Origin of the sequence: Nonomuraea roseola (assembly GCF_039535395.1) — a bacterium.
GTDB lineage: Bacteria > Actinomycetota > Actinomycetes > Streptosporangiales > Streptosporangiaceae > Nonomuraea > Nonomuraea roseola.
The window spans coordinates 2,727,312-2,745,706 of record NZ_BAAAXC010000015.1 but is presented as its reverse complement, the minus strand read 5'-3'; the positions used below and the strand labels follow the sequence as shown (position 1 = coordinate 2,745,706).

Below are 18,395 nucleotides of genomic sequence, written 5' to 3'. Positions count from 1 at the left end.
CCGGCTCACGCACGTCGCAGACCCGCCCAGATCTGCCCAAACCGTCATATCGGTCGGCTGAGGAGTGCTGATGAGACGACACGTACGCATTCCGCTGCCGGACGGCGGTGGGCTGGCGGCGACGGTGGCACTGCCGGAGGGAACCGCACCCGTGGACGGCTGGCCTGGAGTGGTGGTGGTGCACGAGATCTACGGCGTCGAACCGGACATGCTGGATGTGGTGGACCTGTTCGCCGAGCATGGATACGCGGCGGTCCTGCCTGATCTGTACAGCCACGGCACCAGGACCGGGTGCCTGGCGCGCGCCATGCACCAGCTCGCGACCGGGAGGCCAGGTCGCCCGGCCGCCGACATCGACGCGACCAGGCGATGGCTGGCCGGCCGTGAAGACGTCGACGGTGGCCGCCTCGGTGTGATCGGATTCTGCATGGGCGGCGGGTTCGCCCTCGCGTACGCGGCGAGTGCGCCGCCCGGCGTGCGAGCCGCATCGGTGAACTACGGCGTGGTCCCCAGGGATCAGGAAGCGCTGCGGTCGGTGTGTCCGGTCGTGGCCTCCTACGGCGGTCGCGACCAGGGCTTCCGGTCGCACGGCACTCGGCTGCGGGAGCACATGCGGGCGCTCGGCATCGAACACGACGTGGAGATCTATCCGACCGCCGGACACTCCTTCATGACGGACGGCCATCACCCCACCGCGAAACTCGCGCTGTTCCCGCTGCGTCACGGCCTCGTCCGCCCGGCAGCGGACGACGCGTGGCAGCGCACCTTCGCCTTCTTCGACGAACACGTCGCCAACCACGGGTAGCGCCGGCGAACACGGCGGACCGGACGCCGGTGTCACTCACCCGCACCTCATTGCCTGTTCAGCGACCGTGTGACGGCGGCGACGATCGTGGTCGCGAGGATCCAGCCCGACAGGACGAGAGCGTAGGCGAGCCACTGCCACGGACCGGTCGGGTTGAAAGCGCGTTCCTGGCCGAAATCGATCACGGGAAGTAACAGATCCAGCGTGTAGAACGGCGGGTTGAACGCGGGCGCCTTACCGGCCTCGAGCGGTTTCGGCGGGTTCAGCGCATAGACGGCCGTGCCTGCGACGAGCAGGCCGACCAGCCACGCCGCCGCACGCAGGGGCCGGAATCCGTACCCGACGGTGACGTCCTGGAGACGGCCCCACGCCCTGCCGTACCAGGGCAGCTCGACGCGGCCACGGCGGTGTTCGATCAGCAGGACCTGGCGGGCCGCCGCGTCATCGCCGAGGCGGCGGTAGACGGCGGACAGATGCTCGTAGGGCTGGCGCAGCCGGTGCCCGTTCGTGTCGCGGCCGATCCAGGCGAGGCGCTCCTCGACGGTGGCCGGCGCGACGAGGGCGTCGTAGGTGAATCCGTCCAGGCGAAGGTGTTCGGGCCAGGAGCTCAGATCATCGTCCAGGTTGCCGACGTGGGCGTGCCTCATGTCCACGGTTCCCACGATGGGCTTTCGGGTGCGGAGCCTGAGCACGGCCATGGTGGCGTCCGAACACGTGAGCGCGTGACCGTCCGGGTTGCTCAGCAGCGCGCCGTCGAGGGTGAAGGCCGCCCCGATGCGGGCCCCGCCCAACCGGATGCTCCCCTCGGCCGTGAACGTGCCTCCGCAGTGCAGCAGCGACTCCACTTTCAGGCCGTCGAGCGCGAGAGCGGTGGCGCCGGGATGGTCCAGCCGCGCGTTCATGAAGCTCAGCATCCCGCCCACGGTCGCCCGGTACATCAGGATCGCGCCCCGTACCTCGGCGTCACTGAAGAGGACGCTTCCGCCTGTGGTGAGGCCGTCCTCGGAGATCACAGCGCTGCCGCCGGGGTTGTCCAGGCGGGCGCCGATGAAGACGAGCTGGCCCGTCACGTGGGCGGAGTACAGCTTGATCTCTCCATGCGTGGTGACCCGCGAGCACAGCATGCTGCCACCGACGTTCAGGTGTTCGGCGTCGAGGACCGTACCCGCGGCGTCGTCCATGGACGCGTCCGAGAGGACGAGATCGCCGGTGACGCTCGCGTTCCTGAGCCGGACCTCGCCCGCGAAGGTCGCTCCCTCCAGGTACACGCTTCCCGCGACTCTCGCCCCTTGCAGGCGGACCTCCCCTGTGCTCACCAACCCTTGTCTCCCGATCAGGTCCGCCTCCACGAGGAGCCCCGAGCCGTCGAAGGCCACGTCGCCGGGCGGCGACAGCCGACTGCCTGAAAGGTCGAGCTGTCCGCCGACGCGGGCACCGGAGAGATCCGCCCTCCTCGTGATCACGGACGACGTCAGCGTGACGCTCCCCTCGACCTGGGCGAACCTGGCGGTGAGACCGGGTACGGCACAGCCGTCGAGTTCCACCGTACGGAGGCGGGACCAGGTCAGATCGGGCGTATGGGTGAATGAGCAAGCGGTCAGGAACAGCGGGATCTCGACGTCGGCGTGGGAGAGGTCCAGCACGCCGCGGATACGCGCACCAGCGAGGCGGACCGCAGCCACCTCGCCCGGCACTCGCTCGACTCCACCGAGCAGCACGGCCCGAAGCGTCTCCGCCGGTACCGTGCGATCGGCGTCCCAACGGTCGGAGCCCATGACATCGTCGCCGCCCGGGTCGCCCGTCCGCAGGTCGACGAGGACGCCGCGGGCGGCCGCTTCCCGCAGGCGGTGCAGCAGGCTCCCCATCGCATCGTTGGTCATTCCGCGAGAATCTCCCAGGCGTCGCCGAAGATCAATCGCCGGAGGGCCGGGTCCGACGGCTTCCACGCGCCTCCTCCTGACGCGCAGGGCACGGCCGAGACACGGATACCGCCGGATGAGGGTGGAATTCTTCTCCGACTCGCATTCACCCCGATCAGTGGGGTGAGGCTTTTCGGAATGCGCTCCTCCGGGTCGCTGACCGCTGGATCGCACAGGATCTGCGCCGCGGTCGCCCGTATCCTGGCCCGGCGTCCACCCGGAGCTCCGGCATGGGAGAAGACCATGTCGGGGGGAGAATGGTCGTGCGTATTTCCCCGGAGCCTCTCGGCGGCCGCTCCCCTCTGAACGTGCGCCTACGAGCCGGGACGCGTGGTCACCTGCAGCAGCGGTCGGTCCTGACGGGTGAACGCCTCGTAGGGGCAGGTGATCAACTCCTGATCGCGCGACTCCCAGCCCTGCAGCCACTTGCGGAACTGCGGGTTGTCTATCTGGAGCGAGCCGTCGGGAAGCAACCGCCCGACCGTGTTGGCCGGGTGGGAAAGGCCGACCGTGCATTTGCCCAGACGGCCGTCCGCGCGCACCAGCAGCGAGTTGGCTCGGGAGGCGTAACACACCTCCTCCGGCTCGAACAGTCCATCGCTTCTTTCGCCGCCGAGCACGATCTCCTCCAGGGCGGCGAGTCGCTCGTCGTCGGGGTCGCACACGTCCATGGACGAATCGTTGGGGCCGCCCAGGCGTACCACCCGCTTCAGGTACACCAGGAACCTCGGATCGGCGAGGAACACGTCCCTGAGCCGGGTGAGGAACGACGGCATCGCCGACAGGTTGGCGGGGGTCAGATGAACGCGCAGCAGGATGCGCGCGTTCACCGAACTGTCGCGGATGGACAGCAGATTGCGCCAGATCTGTTCGAACGAACCTCTGCCGTCCGCGCGCACACGAGTGCGATCGTGGTGGTGGCTGGGCCCGTCCAGCGACACCTGATACCTACGGATGCCCAGTTCGGCCAGCCGTTCGGCGGCCGAGCCGTCGAGCAGATATCCGTTGGTGGTCATGTCGCTGTCGTACAGCAGATCTGTCGACTCTCGCTGCACCGAACTCGCGTGGGACGCCACCTCCTCGACGACCGAGCGGGCCAGCATCGGCTCCCCGCCGAACCATGAGATCTGCAGATGCGTCAGATCCCGGCCGCGACGGTCGATGAGGTTCTTGACGCCCTGAACGACCTCGGGCCGCATCCGCCCGATGGCGAAATCCTCGTAACAGTAGGTGCACCGGAAATTGCACTGCTCCGTCGGCAACAGAATCAGATGCAGCCGGTCGTTGCGGAACGAGGTGACCATTTCCCTGTCGAATGTGGACAGGGGCGTTTGTTGATTAACGCTCACCTTGCGGCACAACCCGAGGTGCAGTTGCCGCCGAAACAATTGTTGGCGCTGTGGCCGGGGCTGTGGCCGGGGTGGGGTGTCAGCCGCAACCCACTCACGACGGCCGCCATGGCCTGGGCGACGGCTGGATTCTGAATCGTGACCTTACCCTCTTCGTCGACGCTCACATCGTCCATTCGGACGACCATGGCAGGTTCCTGACCGGCCATCGTCACTCCTTTCCTGTTTTCGGCCGAGGTTCGCATCTCGGCCGCCGAGGTCGCTGAGCATGCGAATGTCCGAGAGCATGCACGGCTACTCGGGGCACGTACCCGGGGCGGTCGCAGGCAATAGCAAAGACACATCTAAAGCGCGGCCTACCGGTTCGGCGCCCGAGGTCGACGGCGGTGCCAAGCGATAGAGCCTGCCGGCAAGGCGAGTCCGAGAGCAGCGGTGGGCGTGGGTGGAGTATTTCGGCCCGGTGCGGTAAGTACAGGTGACCGCATACGCCGAGAAACGAGCTGCGCGGCGGGCCGACGCGGGTACCGCTGTCACGCGCGGCGGCCGACACCGAGACGGGACGCCGTTTGTGGGAGGTGCCGGGACGCCTGACCGACGTGCGTTCACGTTCCCGACCCCGGCTTGAGACGATGGGACGAGCCGGGTGAGGGGAGACTGTCGTACCAGGCCCGCCCACAGGAAACCCACGTCGTTCGCCTAGGTTCGGTCTCTATGGCGGAGGCCGCCGTCGTCGGGTGTGATTCAGGCTTTCGATTCGCTGGCCCCGCCCGGGACGATGCCCGACGATGCCGTTCGAGGATCTCCCGCGTACATGGCATCCCACCATCGAATTCCGCCACGGATGAAGTCGGCCAAGGCCATTTCTTCATCGTTCGGATCGAAGATACGGAGTTCGTCGAACCAGAACCGCACATCGAGGTGGTGCAGTTGCCCCTGGCGGGTCTCCTGGAACAACTCCAGTACGTGAGCCCCGGGTGCAGGAGAAAGTTCGATGTCCAGGCTGAGCCGGTGACGCCAGTCGCTCCAGTTCTCTTCGGGCGGGTCGAGGAACTCCCACCCATAGACCGGACAGGCACCGCAATCATGAATGACGACTTCGAGTTCCCGTACAGTCAGGGGCAGGACATCGGCGTCAGGGTCGCTCCACAACCCGCGTCGGTATGAGCCGACTAGGCGACTCAGTCCGCGAAGCTCCAAAGTCACGGTCGAATCGGTGGGCGCGGGGCCGTCTGCAGGAAGCGTGAGAACGTCCATCAACAGAGTCGCCCGTCGGCTACCCTCATCGATCTTCATCTCCAACCAACTCGCCTCGTTCAGGGCGGTGTTGAGGCCGGCTTTCTCCTCGGTGGTGGGCTCCATCTCGCGAGCCTATGGCCGTATAACGATCACGACGATCCTCGGAGGCAGTCGTTCGAGCGGTGCCGACAAACACGTGCTGAGCCGTGGCGTTGCCGCCCCCGGCTTCCTGGGGGCGGCGCGTCGGGTCAGGCGTCGAGGTCGTCGAGAGGGCCGAGGTCGAACTGGTTGAGGCGGTCCGGGTCGGCGATCACGTCGATGGCGGTGACCTTGCCGTCTGTGACGATGAAGCCCATGACGGACAGCGGCCGTCCGCCCGCGGCGACGACCACTCCGGCGGCTCCGTTGATCAGCGCGGGACGCGCGAACGGCGAGAGCCGTCCGAACGTGACCGCCTGTGCGGCCACCGTACGCGCGCCGTGGAAGGTGACGGTGTGGCGGGCGCGCGCCGTACCCCCGTCGGACCGGAGGACGACGTCGGGGTCGAGTACGGCGACGAGCGCGTCGAAGTCGCCGTCGCGGGCGGCGGCGAAGAAGGCGTTGACGACGTCACGCTGGCGGGTGAGGTCGGGGTCGGGAACCGGGGCCTGGCCCTGGACCCTGCGGCGGGCGCGGCTCGCGAGTTGCCTGGTCGCGGCCGGGGTCCGCTCGATCAGCGGGGCGATCTCGTCGAACGGCACGGCGAACATGTCGTGCAGCACGAACGCGAGCCGTTCGGCCGGCGCCAGGGTCTCGAGCACCACGAGCAGCGCCAGCCCGACCGAGTCGGCCAGCAGCGCCTCGTGCTCGGGGTCGACAGCCCCGCCGTCCACGCTGATGATCGGGTCGGGCATGTGGACCTCGAGGGGATCCTCGCGCCGGTTGTCGCGCGAGCGCAACGCGTTCAGGCACAGCCGTCCCACCACGGTGGTCAGCCAGGCGCCGAGGTTCTCCACGTCGCTGGTGTCGGCGCGGCTGAGGCGTAGCCAGGCCTCCTGGACGGCGTCATCGGCCTCGCTCACCGAGCCGAGCATCCGGTAGGCCACCGCTCGCAGGCGGGGCCGATGCTCCTCGAAACGCCTGGCCAGCAACTCGCCGTCGTCCACCGTGTCACATTCCTTCCTCGCGGGTGTCGTAACAGTAGACCCGCGAGAAGCCGTGGATCCGACCGGGGGACCGGCTCCCCTCCTCGTGCGAGCAGACCCGTCGCGATCAGAGGCCGTCCACGAAGCGCCCGGCCCAGCCCGTGAACCCGGCTCCCAGCTCCCTCTGCGCCGCCTCGACCAGATCGTTGGGATCCTCCGCAGGGGTCAGGCCGACGTGCTGATCCAGCCATGCGAGGTACGTCTCGCGAGCCTGGCCGCGCCCGTCGCCCTCCCGGTGATACCCCTCGTACTCGCCGAAGCCGGCCCCTGCCCAGTCGACCCACAGCGGTCGGTCGCAGGCGAGTTGCCGGAACAACTCCCGCAGGCCGCGGGCGGTGACGTGGACGCCGCCCTCGTCCCCGAACACCACGACCGGCAAGGCTGCCAGGTCCGCGCGGTCGTCGACGCGCCAGAGGGCGTAGAGCGAACCGGAGCTGTTGGCGTAGGCGAACGGGAGGAAGGCGTCGAGGAACTCCGGATCGTCCGACCAGCCGTCATGCCGGGGCTCCCCGAATTCGATCAGCTCGAACCCGTCGGCGATGAACTCTCCCCCGAGCCGTTCCTGCAGCTCTGCGAGCTGGTTCAGCTCTGGCACGGGGGAGTGGGAGTCATGCATGGGGCGCTCCATGGGGATCGGGGAACCTCAGGATCACCCGCGAAGGGTACAGATCCCGGGGTGCGAGGAGGAGCCCGAAACCGGCCGCGCGTCCTGCCTGAGCCGACGGTGGGGGTCTTCTCGGCGGCGTGATGGCGATCCCCCTGTTGTGCGCCGCACCTCCTGGGGCCCGATGAAGCCGAGGCCCCAGGAGGACGGGTTCGGTCAGGTCGGCCTGTAGGTCAGGTGCAGGACACCGGTGGGGAAGGTGGTGGAGCGGACGAGCTGGAGGGGTTTCCGCTCGCCGTCATCCTCGAAGAGCCGGTCCCCTGCGCCGAGCACGATGGGGTGGACCAGCAACTCGAGTTCGTCGAGAAGGTCGTGGCGCATCAGTGACCGCACCAGAGTGAGGCTGCCGCTGACCGTGATGTGCTGGCCCGGCTCGGCTTTGAGCGAGGCCAGCTCAACGGGCACCTCGCCGCGGATCAGGGTCGAGTTGTGCCAGTCCAGCGAGGTCAGGGTGGTCGAGGCGACCAACTTGGGCATGGAGTTGATCCGGTCGGCGAACGGCACCTCGCTGCCCCTGGCGGGCCAGGAGGCGGCGAACACCTCGTAGGTCCTGCGTCCCAGCAGGAGGATGTCGGCCTTGTCCAGCTGTCCGGAGACTGCGGTCGCCATCTGCTCGTCGTAGTAGGGGAAGTGCCACTGCTCGGGGGCCTCGACGACGCCGTCCACCGACACGAACAGCTGGGCGACGATCTTGCTCAAGGCGTGGCCTCGGTGAAGAAGGCGGCCAGCACGGGAGCGATGGCCTCGGGGGAGACGTTGTGGGGCTGGCCGGTCAGGCTGGCCCGCCGTGCGTCGGGCAGAGCCTCGGCGACGGCCTGCGCCGCGCTGCTGATCCAGGGGATCGTCTCGCCTTCGATGACGAGGGTGGGCACCGCGACGCCTGCCAGCCGGTCGGCGGGCAGAGAGAAGTCACCGGTGATGGTGGCGTCGTAGATGAGCGTGTGCGCCACAGCCTCCATCGACGACCAGCCGGGGAAGTCGCGCATCGGGGTGACGAACTCGGGCGGCATGCCGACCGCGGCGGTCAGGAACAGCTCGCACATGTCGCCCCTGCGCCCCTCGGCGAGCAGGTCGACGAGCTGCTCGCGGTAGTCGGCGGGCACCGGGGGACGGGTGCCGGGCAGGATGTAGGGCACCTCCCACACCGCCAGCCTGCCGACGGCGAGCCCGCGAGCGGCGGCTTCCAGCGCGATGATGCCGCCGCCGGAGGTGCCGTACAGGTGGGCCACTCCGCCGGCCTCGTTGATGATCGCCTCGATGTCCTCGAACTCGCGGTCCACCGCGTAGGGAGCGGTGTCGCCGCTGTCACCGCGCCCGCGCCGGTCGTAGTTGTAGACGGTGAGATCCTTGGCCAGCAGCTCGGCCAGGGGTGCGTTCGCCGACCGGTCGTTCGGGCCGCCGCCGATGAGGATCACCGCCGGCCCCTGCCCGATCCTGTCGAAGGCGATCGCGGTGCCGTCCTGCGAGATGACCTTGTCCATGAGATTCCCTTCGGGGCTGGTGCCTTTCGGCTGTTGTGATCAGAATGCGCCTGACGGGGTCCTTCCGGCATCCGTGCTCACCACGGATTCACCACTGAGGGGTTCACGGACGCCGCCTCTCGGTGATGATGTCGTGGTGATCGCAAAAGTGTCAGGACGTGAGGCCGAGGTGCTGGCGGCGGTCGGGGCGCGGCTGTCGAACGCGCAGATCGCGAGCAGGCTGCACATCTCCGTCCGCACCGTCGAGAGTCATGTCTCCTCGCTGCTGCGCAAGTACGGCGTGCGCGACCGGCAGGCGCTTGCCGCGCTGGCCGTGCAGGAGGGCAGCCAGGAAGGGCAGCCCCTGGGGCTGCCGGTGGCACTGACCTCGTTCGTCGGGCGCGAGCGGGAGCGTGAGGCCGTTTTGGAGGCGTTCGGCGCCTCCCGGCTGGTGACCCTGCTGGGTCCCGGCGGGGTCGGCAAGACCCGCCTCGCGACGGTCATCCTCTCCTCGCACCCGACGGGCGGGGCGTTCGTGGACCTGGTCCCCGCGCGCGACGACTTCGTCACGCAGGCGGCGGCCATGGTGCTCGGCGTGACGGAGCGCGCAGGACAGCCCTTGGAGGACGCCGTGGTCGAGCGGCTGGGCCACCATCGGACGCTGCTGGTCCTCGACAACTGCGAGCACGTGCTCGACGCGGCGGCCGGGTTCGCCGGTCGGCTCCTGGCCGCCTGCCCCGGCACCCGGATCCTGGTGACCAGCCGCGAACGCCTCGGCGTGCAGGGGGAGCGAACCGTGCCGCTGGCCCCGCTTCCCCTGGACTCCGACGCCGAAGCGCTCTTCCTCGACCGGGCCACCGCGGCCGACCCCGAGTTCGGCGCCGACAGGGCCCTCCTGACGGAGATCTGCTCCCGCCTCGACGGCGTGCCTCTCGCCATCGAACTCGCCGCCGCGCGCAGCGCCTCACTGGGAGCGTCCGGACTGCTGGCCGCCCTCGACGACACACTGCGGCTGCTCACCGGCGGGCGGGTGGCCGACGAGCGGCACCGGTCGCTGCGCGCGGTGATCGGCTGGAGCTACGAACTGCTCGACGAGGAGGAGAAGGCGCTCCTTCGGCGGCTGTCGATGTTCTGCGGCGCCTTCGACCTGGCCGCCGCGACGGCGCTCACCTCCGACGGCCGTCCCGGCGCGGTAACCGACGTGCTCGGACGCCTGGTCGACAAGAGTCTCGTCGTCCACAGGCACGGGAGGGAAAGCAGATGGCAACTCCTGCGGATCGTCAGAGCCTTCGCAGGCGAGCGGTTACGGTCGGACGACGACCACGGTGACGTCAGGCTCCGTCACCTGCGCTGGGCCGCGGACACCGCGAGCGCCATGGAGGAGCGGCTGAGCGCCGCCCGGCGCACCGGAGCCGAGACGGTGAGCGACTGGCGGCGGGAGTTCGACGCGGTCGCCGACGACCTGCGCGCGGCCCTGGCCGCCGCCCCCACAGGGCCGGGAGGACCAGCCCATCGACTGGCCCGTAGTCTCGGCCACCTCGCCTACGGCCGCCGCTTTCTTGCCGAGGCCCAGAGCCACTATCGGCAGGCGGCCGAGCGGGCGCCCACTCCGAGTGAGGCGGCCAGAGACCTGCGCAGCGCGGCGGACTGCTCCCTCGACACCATCTCAGGGCAGCACGTGTTCGACCTGCTCCTGGCCTCCGCCGAGCAGGCACATCGCGCGGGCGAGGGCGACACACGGGCTGTCGCGCTGGCCCGTGCGGTGGAGACGGCCGGCAGGTTCCTCGCCTCCTTCCCCGACGGCATCGCCGCCGAGCGGCTACGCGACCTGCTCGCCGAAGCCGTCAGGGCCGGTGACCCCGGCGACCCCGTCGTGGCGGCGGCGCTCGCCGCGGCCGCCGCCTGGATCGAGCGCCCCGCCGCCTTCGACCCGGACCCGGCCATGGCGGCCACAGCGCTCGCGACCGCGCGGGCGACGGGCGATCCCGTCCTGATCAGCGCGGGCCTGGACGCGGTGGCCACCGCCGCCGTGCGAGCCGGCCGGTACCGCGACGCCCATCGGCTCACGGGGGAACGGCTGGCCCTGCTGTCGGAGATGGACCGCGACGATCCCCGCGCGGCCATCGAGATCGTCGACACCCTGCACGTGGCGTGCACCGACGCGATCGTCGCGGGGGACCTGCCCGCCGCGATCGCCGCCGGCCGACTCATGCTGGCCGACGACCTGGCCGGCGATCACCCTTACATCTCGGCCAGCAGGCTGATCCCCGCCCTCGTTCTCAGCGGCGACCTCGTCGAGGCCGTGGAGTACGGCGGGCGGATGTGGGACGGCTGGGAGCGCGCAGGCCGTCCCGCCGCGGGATGGCTGCTGCCTTCGGTGTCGGCCGTCGCGCTCGCCTACGGCCTGCTCGACGACCGGCGCAGCTACCGTCTCTGGCGGTCCCGAGCCGGTGTGGTGGTCGGCTCGGCGCGGGCAGGGCAGAGCCGTCTGTCCTCCTTCGGCGCTTTCGTCGATGCCAGGGCCGCTGTGCACTCAGGCGACCTGAGCGACGCGGCCGGTCTGGTCGAGCGGGCGTTCGCCGACTTCCCGATGGGACGCTACGAGGCGTACGCGCGGGCGGCGGGGGCCGAGCTCGCCGTGGTCGCCGGCCTGACGGACGCGCGAGAACGGCTGGCGGCCGCCGCCTCGGCGGCAGGCGAGAACGGCTGGGCCACCGCCTGCCTCGCCCGTGCCACCGGCAGACTGCACGCCGACCCCGAGGCGCTCGCGGCGTCGGTCATGGGATGGGAGCGCATCGGCGCCCGGCTGGAACGAGCCCACACCCTGCTGCTCCTGCCGCACCGCGCGGAAGAGGGGCGAGCGGCATCCGCCCAGGAAGGGTGAGCGGCGAAAAATCGATTCTCCGTTCGCACCCGTTCTCGTACACTCGCCACGAACGGCGCGCCGCCACCACACCGCGGCGCGCGATCTGACGATGGAGGGGAGCCGGCCGTGCGCTACAGCACCGTTTCGGTCATTCCCGCTTCTCGTCACGAGGTGATCATGGTGTCTTCGTCGGCCCGGTCTCGGCTGCGCGGCCGTTACCGGATGCTCCCCTGACGACCACCTGATTCCTGTCAAGGCCGTCGGGAATCGCGCTGTCCTTTTCGGATCCTCATGAAGGGCCCAAGGCTGTGCGTGCCAACCCGCACCCCCACCACACCGACCAGCTGAACGACGTCCGCAACCTGGGCATCCTCGCCCATGTCGACGCCGGCAAGACCACCATCACCGAACGGATCCTCTACGTCACCGGCGCCACCTACAAGAGGGGCGAGGTGCACGAGGGGACGACCGTCACCGACTTCGACTCCCAGGAGCGCGACCGTGGGATCACCATCTTCGCCGCGGCCGTGAGCTGCGCCTGGGACGGTCACCGGATCAACCTCATCGACACCCCCGGCCACGTCGACTTCTCCGACGAGGTGGAGCGCTCGCTACGGGTGCTCGACGGCGCGGTCGCGGTCTTCGACGGTGTCGCCGGGGTCGAACCGCAGAGCGAGTCGGTATGGAGGCGGGCCGATCGGTACGGCGTGCCGCGCATCGCCTTCGTCAACAAGCTCGACCGAGCGGGCGCCGACCTCGACACGGCGGTCGAGTCGATCCGCGAGCGGTTGCACGGTTCCCCGCTGGTGGTCCAGCTGCCGATCGGGCGGGAGGACGGGTTCGTCGGCGTGGTGGATCTGCTGCGCATGCGGGCGCTGGTCTGGGCCGAGGGCCAGGACCGGGCCGAGGAGGTTCCGGTACCCGACGACCTGCGCGATGAGGCACGGCGTCGCCGCCGCGTGCTGGAGGAGGCCGTCGCCGAGCTGCATCCGGTCGCGTTCGAGGAGTTCTTCGCGCAGTCGGCGATCTCCGCGGCGACTCTCACGACCGCGCTGCGCGACCTGACCCGTACTGGCGAGGCAGTGGTGGTCCTGTGCGGATCGGCCTACCGCAACCGCGGGATCGAGCCGCTGCTGGACGCTGTCGTGTCCTACCTGCCGTCGCCGTTGGACGTGCCGACGATCATCGGCACCCAGGACGGCGCGGTATTCGAGCGGACCGCCGATCCGGCGACGCCACTGGCCGCGCTGGTGTTCAAGGTGAGCTCGACCGCCACCGGGCGGCTGGCCTACCTGCGGATCTACTCGGGAACGATGCGGAAGGGGGACACGGTGCTGGACGTCGGCGCGGGGCGCACCGAGCGCGTCGGCCGGATCCTGCGTGTGCAGGCCGACCGGCACGCCGAGGTGGACAGGGCGGTGGCAGGGGACATCGTCGCGGTGATCGGCTTGAAGTCGGCCCGCACCGGGGCCACCCTGTCCGCGCCTGAGGCTCCGCTGCTCCTCGAACCGCCGACCACCGCCGACCCTGTGGTCTCCGTGGCGGTCGAGGCTCGCAGGAGCGCCGGTTCCGACCGGTTGGCGACGGCGCTGGCGCGGCTGGTGGAAGAGGATCCTTCGCTGGCCGTACGGACCGATGCCGAGACCGGGCAGACGCTGCTGTCAGGGATGGGCGAGCTGCACCTGGAGGTGGCGGTGGAGAAGATCCGTCGCGACCACGGCCTCGACGTCGCCGTGGGGCGACCGCAGGTCGCCCTGCGGGAGACGGTCGTCCGCGGCGTGTCGGGCCTGCTGTACCGGCACGTCAAGCAGGACGGCGGCGCGGGCCAGTTCGCCCATGTCGTCCTCGACGTGGAGCCGTTGGACGTCGCCACCGGCTTCGCGTTCCGCTCGGCCGTCGTCGGCGGAAGGGTCCCGCGCGAGTACGTCAGGGCGGTGGAGGCCGGCTGCAGGGACGCCCTGGCCGAGGGCCCCCTCGGCGGTCACCCTGTGACCGGCCTGCGCGTCACGCTGACCGACGGAGCCACCCACTCCAAGGACTCCTCGGAGCCGGCGTTCCGTACGGCGGGCCGCCTCGCGCTGCGTGAGGCCCTGCGCGCCTGCCGGATGGCGCTGCTGGAGCCGGTGGTCGAGGTCGAGGTCACCGTGCCGGAGGACGCCGCGGGCGGGGTGCTCGGCGACCTGGCCGCACGACGCGGGCGGATCTCGGACACGACGGCGAGGGCCGGCGCGGTAGTGATCACCGCGACCGTGCCGCTGGCCGAGGTGTTCGGTTACGCGACCCGGCTGCGCAGCAGGACGCAGGGCCGCGGAACCTTCACCACCCGCCCCGCCGGCTACGCCCTTGCGCCGGACGAGCAGCTGTCCCGGTAGAACCCGAGGACGGCCCCGCCCCACCGGGCGGGGCCGTCCTTCCCCTCGGATTCCTCCTGAGCGTGAAGAAGGTGCGGGACCACATCGAGAAGGGCGCCGGGTACATGTCCCTGACCCACATCCCACCCATACGTATGCCGTACCTGCTTCTCCGTGAAGAAGGGCCAGCTCCTCGGCTGGGGCAGCCTGCTCAAAGCCACAGTCGTCGACAAACCCGGCGCCCGCTCCTAAGGCGATGAACAATGCGCCCAAGCACTGACGGAGATATGTCATCCGATTTATCATCGGCATGACGCTCGTTTTTTTCTTGTCGGCCTGACTTCCCGAGGGAGTGGCGTGAGGGCTAGCAGGCGAATGGGTCAAGTCGGTCAACTGCGCCGCAATGTTCTCTTGATCGCGATTGCGAGTGTCGCTCTTGTCGTCGTGGTCGCACTCTTCGGTCCCCAACTGGTATTGGGTGCGGTATCCGGCCTCAGCAGTGCCGAACAGGCCAAATTCCAGAACGAGGTGCGTGGCACGCTGGTCTCGGCGACCGCGGCCACGCTCTTCCTGCTCACCGCGTTCTTCGGCTACCTTCAGGTCCGGCTCGCTCAGGCCAGCCAATCAATCGACCTGCACGCGAAGGCCGTCGCGCAGTTCAACAGTGAACTCGCCGACACCAGGGTGGCAGGACTCCTCTGGCTGAGGAAGGCGTGGGAGCAGAACGCGATAGATCCAGAAGAGTTAGGACCTCTGCTGGAGGCGTTCATCGGTAGGCAGACCGCTGCTGCCGGCGGTGCCGGTGCCCTCGACGGCACCGCTCTGCCCTTGGCGGTGCGGAGCCGGGACGTACACGAAGCCCTGGCCCTCTTCGCGGCCATCCGGCCCCTACGGAACTGGTCTGCCATCACCAAGATTGTCGAACATGAAATAATGGTCGAACCGCAACGGCGGCCGGTGTTTCAGAACACCGATCTTCGAGGTGTGGACCTGCGCCAGGCGAACGTCCAACTGTGGGATCTCCAGCAGAGCAATCTCGCGTCGGGAAACCTGGCTCGAGCCAATTTGATGGCCGCGAACCTCAGCGGCGCCGATCTCAGCTTCGCCCAGGTGGCGTTCGGGCATTTCGGCCAGAGCTTTCTGATTCTCGCCAAGCTCGACGGCGTCAACCTGATGAACACCAACTTCACGATGGCGGTCCTGTCCGGGGCGTCCCTTCGCAAGGCAGATCTGCGTGGAGCCGGCTTCGCCGGGGCGTACCTGGAAAGGCTCACGCTGACACCTGACTGGACCGACGAGCAACTCCTCGACCTCGACCCTCGGTCCATCGAGTACTCCCGGCGTCAGGTCAACCAGACCATCAGTTTGCTCGCCCATCACGGATTCTTCTCCTCGTCACTGATCGCACGTGGCCCGACGTACCCTCCTTGCGATCTGCGTGGCGCGGATCTGAGGGACGCGGACCTGTCAGGGGCAGCGCTCCTGGAGGCGAATCTCCTGGGGGCCAAGGCCAACGGAGGGACCTTGTGGCCGGCGGATTACGATCCGGAGGCTGCGGGCGTGATCTTCGAGTGAGGCAGCGGCGGAGTCCGTGACTCAGGGCGCCTCGGCGTGGTGCCGGGAGGCGATGAAGGCGTCGAACTCGGCCTGCCGGCCGCTGTCGAAGGCGCGCCTCGGGAGGAAGCCCATGCACTGCTTCTTCGCGTAGAACAGCCAGAACTCGGGGCCTGTCACGATGTCCCCGAACAGGGACCACTTCATCGAGGTGCTCGACTGCTCGGTTCGGCATTCGTATCCGTCGGTGGTCATCCTGATGACGGTCGGGACGCAGAGATGGGCCAACTGCCGTCTGGCGCTCCTGCGGATCGACCAGGTCAGCAGCAGGGGGAAGACGACCGCCCCTGCGAGCATGCCCACACCGAGGCCGGTGCTGCCGACCGCGAAGCAGACGAGGCCCGACAGGGCCAGCACCGACGGCAGTACCAGGGAGGTGAGTCTGAGCTGCCGTTTGAGGACCTGGGCGAGCGCTCGCGCCACCTCGTCGGGAGTGGGTTCGTATGTGACCGTGAAGTCCACTGTGCCGCCTTCGTCTGATGGGGGTGTCCATCATCGCGCCGTACGCGGGCGGAGGTGGCATGGAAGCCGCGTCGCAGCGTGGGGCGACCTGCCTCACGGGCGGGCGGACGGCACAGGGCCCAGCGAAGCCCAGCTGCGCTCGTCTCCCCAGATGGAGGACGCGTCCACATAGGGACGCAGCAGCGCGATGAGCTCCTCGTCGCCCCGTCCGTTGAGCTCGTCCTCCGCTATCTGCCGCGCCGCCCCCGCGAGCAGGTCGGCGACCTGGACCCGGGCGTCCAGACGGGAGTCGACGAGCCTGATCCCGCTCAGCCGGGCCGCGGGCGTGGCGGAGAGGATCTCCTTCAGCTGGGCGATGCGGGTGTCGGTCAGCAGGGTCTGCCGGTCGTGGACGACGGAGACGGGCCGCACGCCTTCACCCCAGTGGACGACGGCCTGGACGATGGCGGGGACCAGCAGGTCGAGCGCGGGGACCATCGCCGGGTCGTCCACGAGGCGCGTCCTGTAGGACTCCATCCTCGGCCTGGCCTGCGAGAGCAGCTCCATGATCTGTCCGGCTCGCCCGCCCGCGCCGGGCAGGCGCAGGGCGTCGACCAGCCCGAAGGCCGTGTCGACGGACACGCTCGAACCGCGGCCGTTCCTGGCGCGCAGCAGCTCGTTGAACGCCTCGAGAAAGGCCGTCCACCGCTCGGGTCCGAACGCCTGCTCGCCGTCGCGATAGAGAGCGACAGCCATGGACGTGCCGTCCCCGGTGAGCAGGTCGACGATCCTCCCGACGACGTGGAAGGTCTTGTCGATGAGGAACACGTGCGCCTCGCCGTGAAGCGGGCTCGACGAACCGAGCAGCCACTTGAGAGCGTGCCGATGCTTGCTGCGGCGGATGATGCTGGACTTGTACTCCAGAGTCGGAGAAGGCGCCCTGTTCCGGATCTCCTGGATGCACTCCGCCGCCGATTCCTCTGTCAGCCTCAGGCTGGCGTGCGCGAAGACGGTGGTGTTACCGCCGATGAGCTTCTCGCCCTCGGAGCCGGACTCGTCGCAGGCGATCTCGGTCGGTGCTCGAGCCACAGTGCAATTCCCTCGGGAGGGGAGCAGTCGGCTGACAAGTGTCGCAAAGCGCAGCAAGGCCCTCAAGCGGATTACCTGGCGCGGGGGTCCGTCAAAATGGGGGCATGAGCGAACAGTGGCACGAGGTGGGGGATCGGGTCTTCGTCAGGCGGCACGAGTCCTACGACCTGAACGTCGGGCTGGTCGTGGGCGACGGTCACTGCCTGGTCCTCGACACCAGGGAGACGGCGCGGAGGGCGAGCGACCTGGTCGCGGCGATCAGGAGGATCACGCCCGACCCCTGGACGGTCGTCAACAGCCACGCCCACTTCGACCACTACTTCGGCAACGCGATGTTCGTCCCCGCCGAGATCTGGGCCCACGCGAGGGCCGCCGAGGAGATCGAGAAGGACGGCGAGGCGGTGCGCGACAGGGTGGCGGCAGGCAGGGAGCCTGAGGCCGCCGACGTGGAGATCGTGGCGCCCGACCACACCTTCACCGACAGGGCGACCCTCGACATCGGCGGCAGGCCCGTGCACCTGCGCTACTTCGGCAGGGGGCACACCGACAACGACATCGTCGTGCACGTCCCCGACGCTGGAGTGATCTTCGCGGGCGACCTGGTGGAGGAGGGCGCGCCGCCCGCGTTCGACGACGGCTATCCCCTCGACTGGCCTGGCACGCTGACGGCCATGCTGGCCGACCTGCCCGAGCCGGTGATCGTGCCGGGGCACGGGGCGGTGGTGGACCGCGCCTTCGTGACCGCGCAGCTGGGCGAGCTGGCCACGACCGCCGACCTGGCGCGACGCGCGCACGTCGAGGGCCTGCGCGACCTGATCTCGCAGATCCCCTACCCGCAGGCGCTCGAACGGGCCTTCCTCCAGCTCGACGACGTCGACTGACGCGGTTGCCATGAGGGTCGGCGAGCGTCGCCCAGGCGCGCGGTCCCTACCGGCCCTCGTGCAGGACGGTCGCGGCGCTGGGCCGTTCCGCTGGCCAACAGATAGGCGACCAGGGAGGCCTTCCACAGGGGACTGGCCTCCCTTCGCCTGCCGCCCTCTACGCCAGCCTGATCACGCCCTTCGAGACCCTGATCCTCCTGCGGGCCAGCGCCCGCTTGGCGGGCCCGTTGACCACCGCGCCCGTCGCGATGCTGAACTTGCTGCCGTGGCAGGGACAGTTGATCGTGCCGCCGCTGACGCTCGCCACCGTGCACCCCTGATGCGTGCAGACGGCGCTGAACGCCCTGAACGTGCCCTTGGTCGGCTGGGTCACCACGTACTTGCCCCTCAGGATCTTCCCGCCTCCGACGGGGATGGTCCTGGTCTTGCTCAGGACCGGTCCCGCCGCCGCCTCCGCGGGACTGGCCCACAGGAACAAAGCTCCCGCCCCCGTGACGCCACCTCTGATGATCAGTGCCCGACGTGTGATCATGCTG

At 69.3% G+C, this 18,395-nt stretch carries 16 protein-coding genes; 5 read left to right on the top strand and 11 right to left on the bottom strand.

Going from position 1 to position 18,395, the window contains the following annotated elements:
* The first annotated feature begins 70 nt into the window (after window positions 1-70).
* A complete protein-coding gene (locus ABFX55_RS36290) occupies window positions 71-805 on the top strand; it encodes a dienelactone hydrolase family protein (RefSeq protein WP_346127408.1) in 735 nt (244 codons plus the stop codon).
* Between the two features lie 47 nt (window positions 806-852).
* On the opposite strand, the gene ABFX55_RS36285 is transcribed toward ABFX55_RS36290, so the two are convergent.
* The 8 genes from ABFX55_RS36285 to ABFX55_RS36250 all read right to left on the bottom strand — a co-directional run bounded on the left by ABFX55_RS36285 (window position 853) and on the right by ABFX55_RS36250 (window position 8,638).
* Window positions 853-2,685 (bottom strand): translocation/assembly module TamB domain-containing protein, encoded by a 1,833-nt coding sequence (locus tag ABFX55_RS36285; protein ID WP_346127406.1) that lies wholly within the window; start codon window positions 2,683-2,685, stop codon window positions 853-855.
* Between the two features lie 353 nt (window positions 2,686-3,038).
* Window positions 3,039-4,028, bottom strand: a complete 990-nt coding sequence (locus tag ABFX55_RS36280) for a radical SAM protein (protein WP_346127404.1) — start codon at window positions 4,026-4,028, stop codon at window positions 3,039-3,041.
* A 41-nt stretch (window positions 4,029-4,069) separates the two neighbouring features.
* Entirely contained in the window at window positions 4,070-4,282 is a 213-nt protein-coding gene (locus ABFX55_RS36275; RefSeq protein WP_346127403.1) for a hypothetical protein, read from the bottom strand.
* 532 nt (window positions 4,283-4,814) lie between these two features.
* Complete coding sequence (locus ABFX55_RS36270; RefSeq protein WP_346127401.1) at window positions 4,815-5,432, bottom strand: hypothetical protein; 618 nt, start codon at window positions 5,430-5,432, stop codon at window positions 4,815-4,817.
* A 125-nt stretch (window positions 5,433-5,557) separates the two neighbouring features.
* Window positions 5,558-6,454 carry an RNA polymerase sigma factor SigJ gene (sigJ, locus tag ABFX55_RS36265; RefSeq protein WP_346127399.1) on the bottom strand — a complete coding sequence of 299 codons (897 nt, stop codon included), beginning with the start codon at window positions 6,452-6,454 and terminating at the stop codon, window positions 5,558-5,560.
* Window positions 6,455-6,560: 106 nt separating this feature from the next.
* Window positions 6,561-7,109: a hypothetical protein gene (locus tag ABFX55_RS36260; protein ID WP_346127397.1), complete on the bottom strand. Its 549-nt coding sequence runs from the start codon at window positions 7,107-7,109 to the stop codon at window positions 6,561-6,563.
* Between the two features lie 204 nt (window positions 7,110-7,313).
* Window positions 7,314-7,856 (bottom strand): dihydrofolate reductase family protein, encoded by a 543-nt coding sequence (locus ABFX55_RS36255; RefSeq protein WP_346127395.1) that lies wholly within the window; start codon window positions 7,854-7,856, stop codon window positions 7,314-7,316.
* On the bottom strand, window positions 7,853-8,638 hold the full coding sequence (locus tag ABFX55_RS36250) for an alpha/beta fold hydrolase (protein WP_346127393.1): 786 nt from the start codon (window positions 8,636-8,638) through the stop codon (window positions 7,853-7,855). Before ABFX55_RS36250 ends, ABFX55_RS36255 begins: the two co-directional genes overlap by 4 nt.
* A gap of 136 nt (window positions 8,639-8,774) precedes the next feature.
* Between ABFX55_RS36250 and ABFX55_RS36245 the strand changes: the two genes are divergently transcribed.
* The 3 genes from ABFX55_RS36245 (at window position 8,775) to ABFX55_RS36235 (ending at window position 15,409) form a co-directional block, all read left to right on the top strand.
* Complete coding sequence (locus ABFX55_RS36245; RefSeq protein ID WP_346127391.1) at window positions 8,775-11,501, top strand: ATP-binding protein; 2,727 nt, start codon at window positions 8,775-8,777, stop codon at window positions 11,499-11,501.
* A 290-nt stretch (window positions 11,502-11,791) separates the two neighbouring features.
* Entirely contained in the window at window positions 11,792-13,855 is a 2,064-nt protein-coding gene (fusA, locus tag ABFX55_RS36240; protein ID WP_346127389.1) for an elongation factor G, read from the top strand.
* 390 nt (window positions 13,856-14,245) lie between these two features.
* The gene (locus ABFX55_RS36235; RefSeq protein ID WP_346127387.1) at window positions 14,246-15,409 is read left to right on the top strand and encodes a pentapeptide repeat-containing protein; all 1,164 of its coding nucleotides are present in this window, start codon (window positions 14,246-14,248) and stop codon (window positions 15,407-15,409) included.
* A gap of 21 nt (window positions 15,410-15,430) precedes the next feature.
* On the opposite strand, the gene ABFX55_RS36230 is transcribed toward ABFX55_RS36235, so the two are convergent.
* Both ABFX55_RS36230 and ABFX55_RS36225 read right to left on the bottom strand, forming a co-directional pair.
* Complete coding sequence (locus ABFX55_RS36230; protein WP_346127385.1) at window positions 15,431-15,910, bottom strand: YcxB family protein; 480 nt, start codon at window positions 15,908-15,910, stop codon at window positions 15,431-15,433.
* A gap of 93 nt (window positions 15,911-16,003) precedes the next feature.
* Window positions 16,004-16,978 (bottom strand): DUF3800 domain-containing protein, encoded by a 975-nt coding sequence (locus ABFX55_RS36225; protein ID WP_346127383.1) that lies wholly within the window; start codon window positions 16,976-16,978, stop codon window positions 16,004-16,006.
* Between the two features lie 104 nt (window positions 16,979-17,082).
* Here ABFX55_RS36225 and ABFX55_RS36220 point away from each other — a divergent pair, with 104 nt between their 5' ends.
* The gene (locus ABFX55_RS36220) at window positions 17,083-17,859 is read left to right on the top strand and encodes an MBL fold metallo-hydrolase (RefSeq protein WP_346127381.1); all 777 of its coding nucleotides are present in this window, start codon (window positions 17,083-17,085) and stop codon (window positions 17,857-17,859) included.
* A 157-nt stretch (window positions 17,860-18,016) separates the two neighbouring features.
* On the opposite strand, the gene ABFX55_RS36215 is transcribed toward ABFX55_RS36220, so the two are convergent.
* Window positions 18,017-18,391, bottom strand: coding sequence for a QcrA and Rieske domain-containing protein (locus ABFX55_RS36215; RefSeq protein ID WP_346127380.1), 375 nt, complete (start codon window positions 18,389-18,391; stop codon window positions 18,017-18,019).
* Window positions 18,392-18,395 lie beyond the last annotated feature (4 nt).

Coding starts and splice junctions, on each gene's coding strand:
- ABFX55_RS36250 (WP_346127393.1), bottom strand. CDS start 8,638: ATGGACAAGGTCATCTCGCAGGACGGCACCGCGATCGCCTTCGACAGG.
- ABFX55_RS36260 (WP_346127397.1), bottom strand. CDS start 7,109: ATGCATGACTCCCACTCCCCCGTGCCAGAGCTGAACCAGCTCGCAGAG.
- ABFX55_RS36290 (WP_346127408.1), top strand. CDS start 71: ATGAGACGACACGTACGCATTCCGCTGCCGGACGGCGGTGGGCTGGCG.
- ABFX55_RS36270 (WP_346127401.1), bottom strand. CDS start 5,432: ATGGAGCCCACCACCGAGGAGAAAGCCGGCCTCAACACCGCCCTGAAC.
- ABFX55_RS36275 (WP_346127403.1), bottom strand. CDS start 4,282: ATGGCCGGTCAGGAACCTGCCATGGTCGTCCGAATGGACGATGTGAGC.
- ABFX55_RS36215 (WP_346127380.1), bottom strand. CDS start 18,391: ATGATCACACGTCGGGCACTGATCATCAGAGGTGGCGTCACGGGGGCG.
- ABFX55_RS36285 (WP_346127406.1), bottom strand. CDS start 2,685: ATGACCAACGATGCGATGGGGAGCCTGCTGCACCGCCTGCGGGAAGCG.
- ABFX55_RS36220 (WP_346127381.1), top strand. CDS start 17,083: ATGAGCGAACAGTGGCACGAGGTGGGGGATCGGGTCTTCGTCAGGCGG.
- ABFX55_RS36280 (WP_346127404.1), bottom strand. CDS start 4,028: ATGGTCACCTCGTTCCGCAACGACCGGCTGCATCTGATTCTGTTGCCG.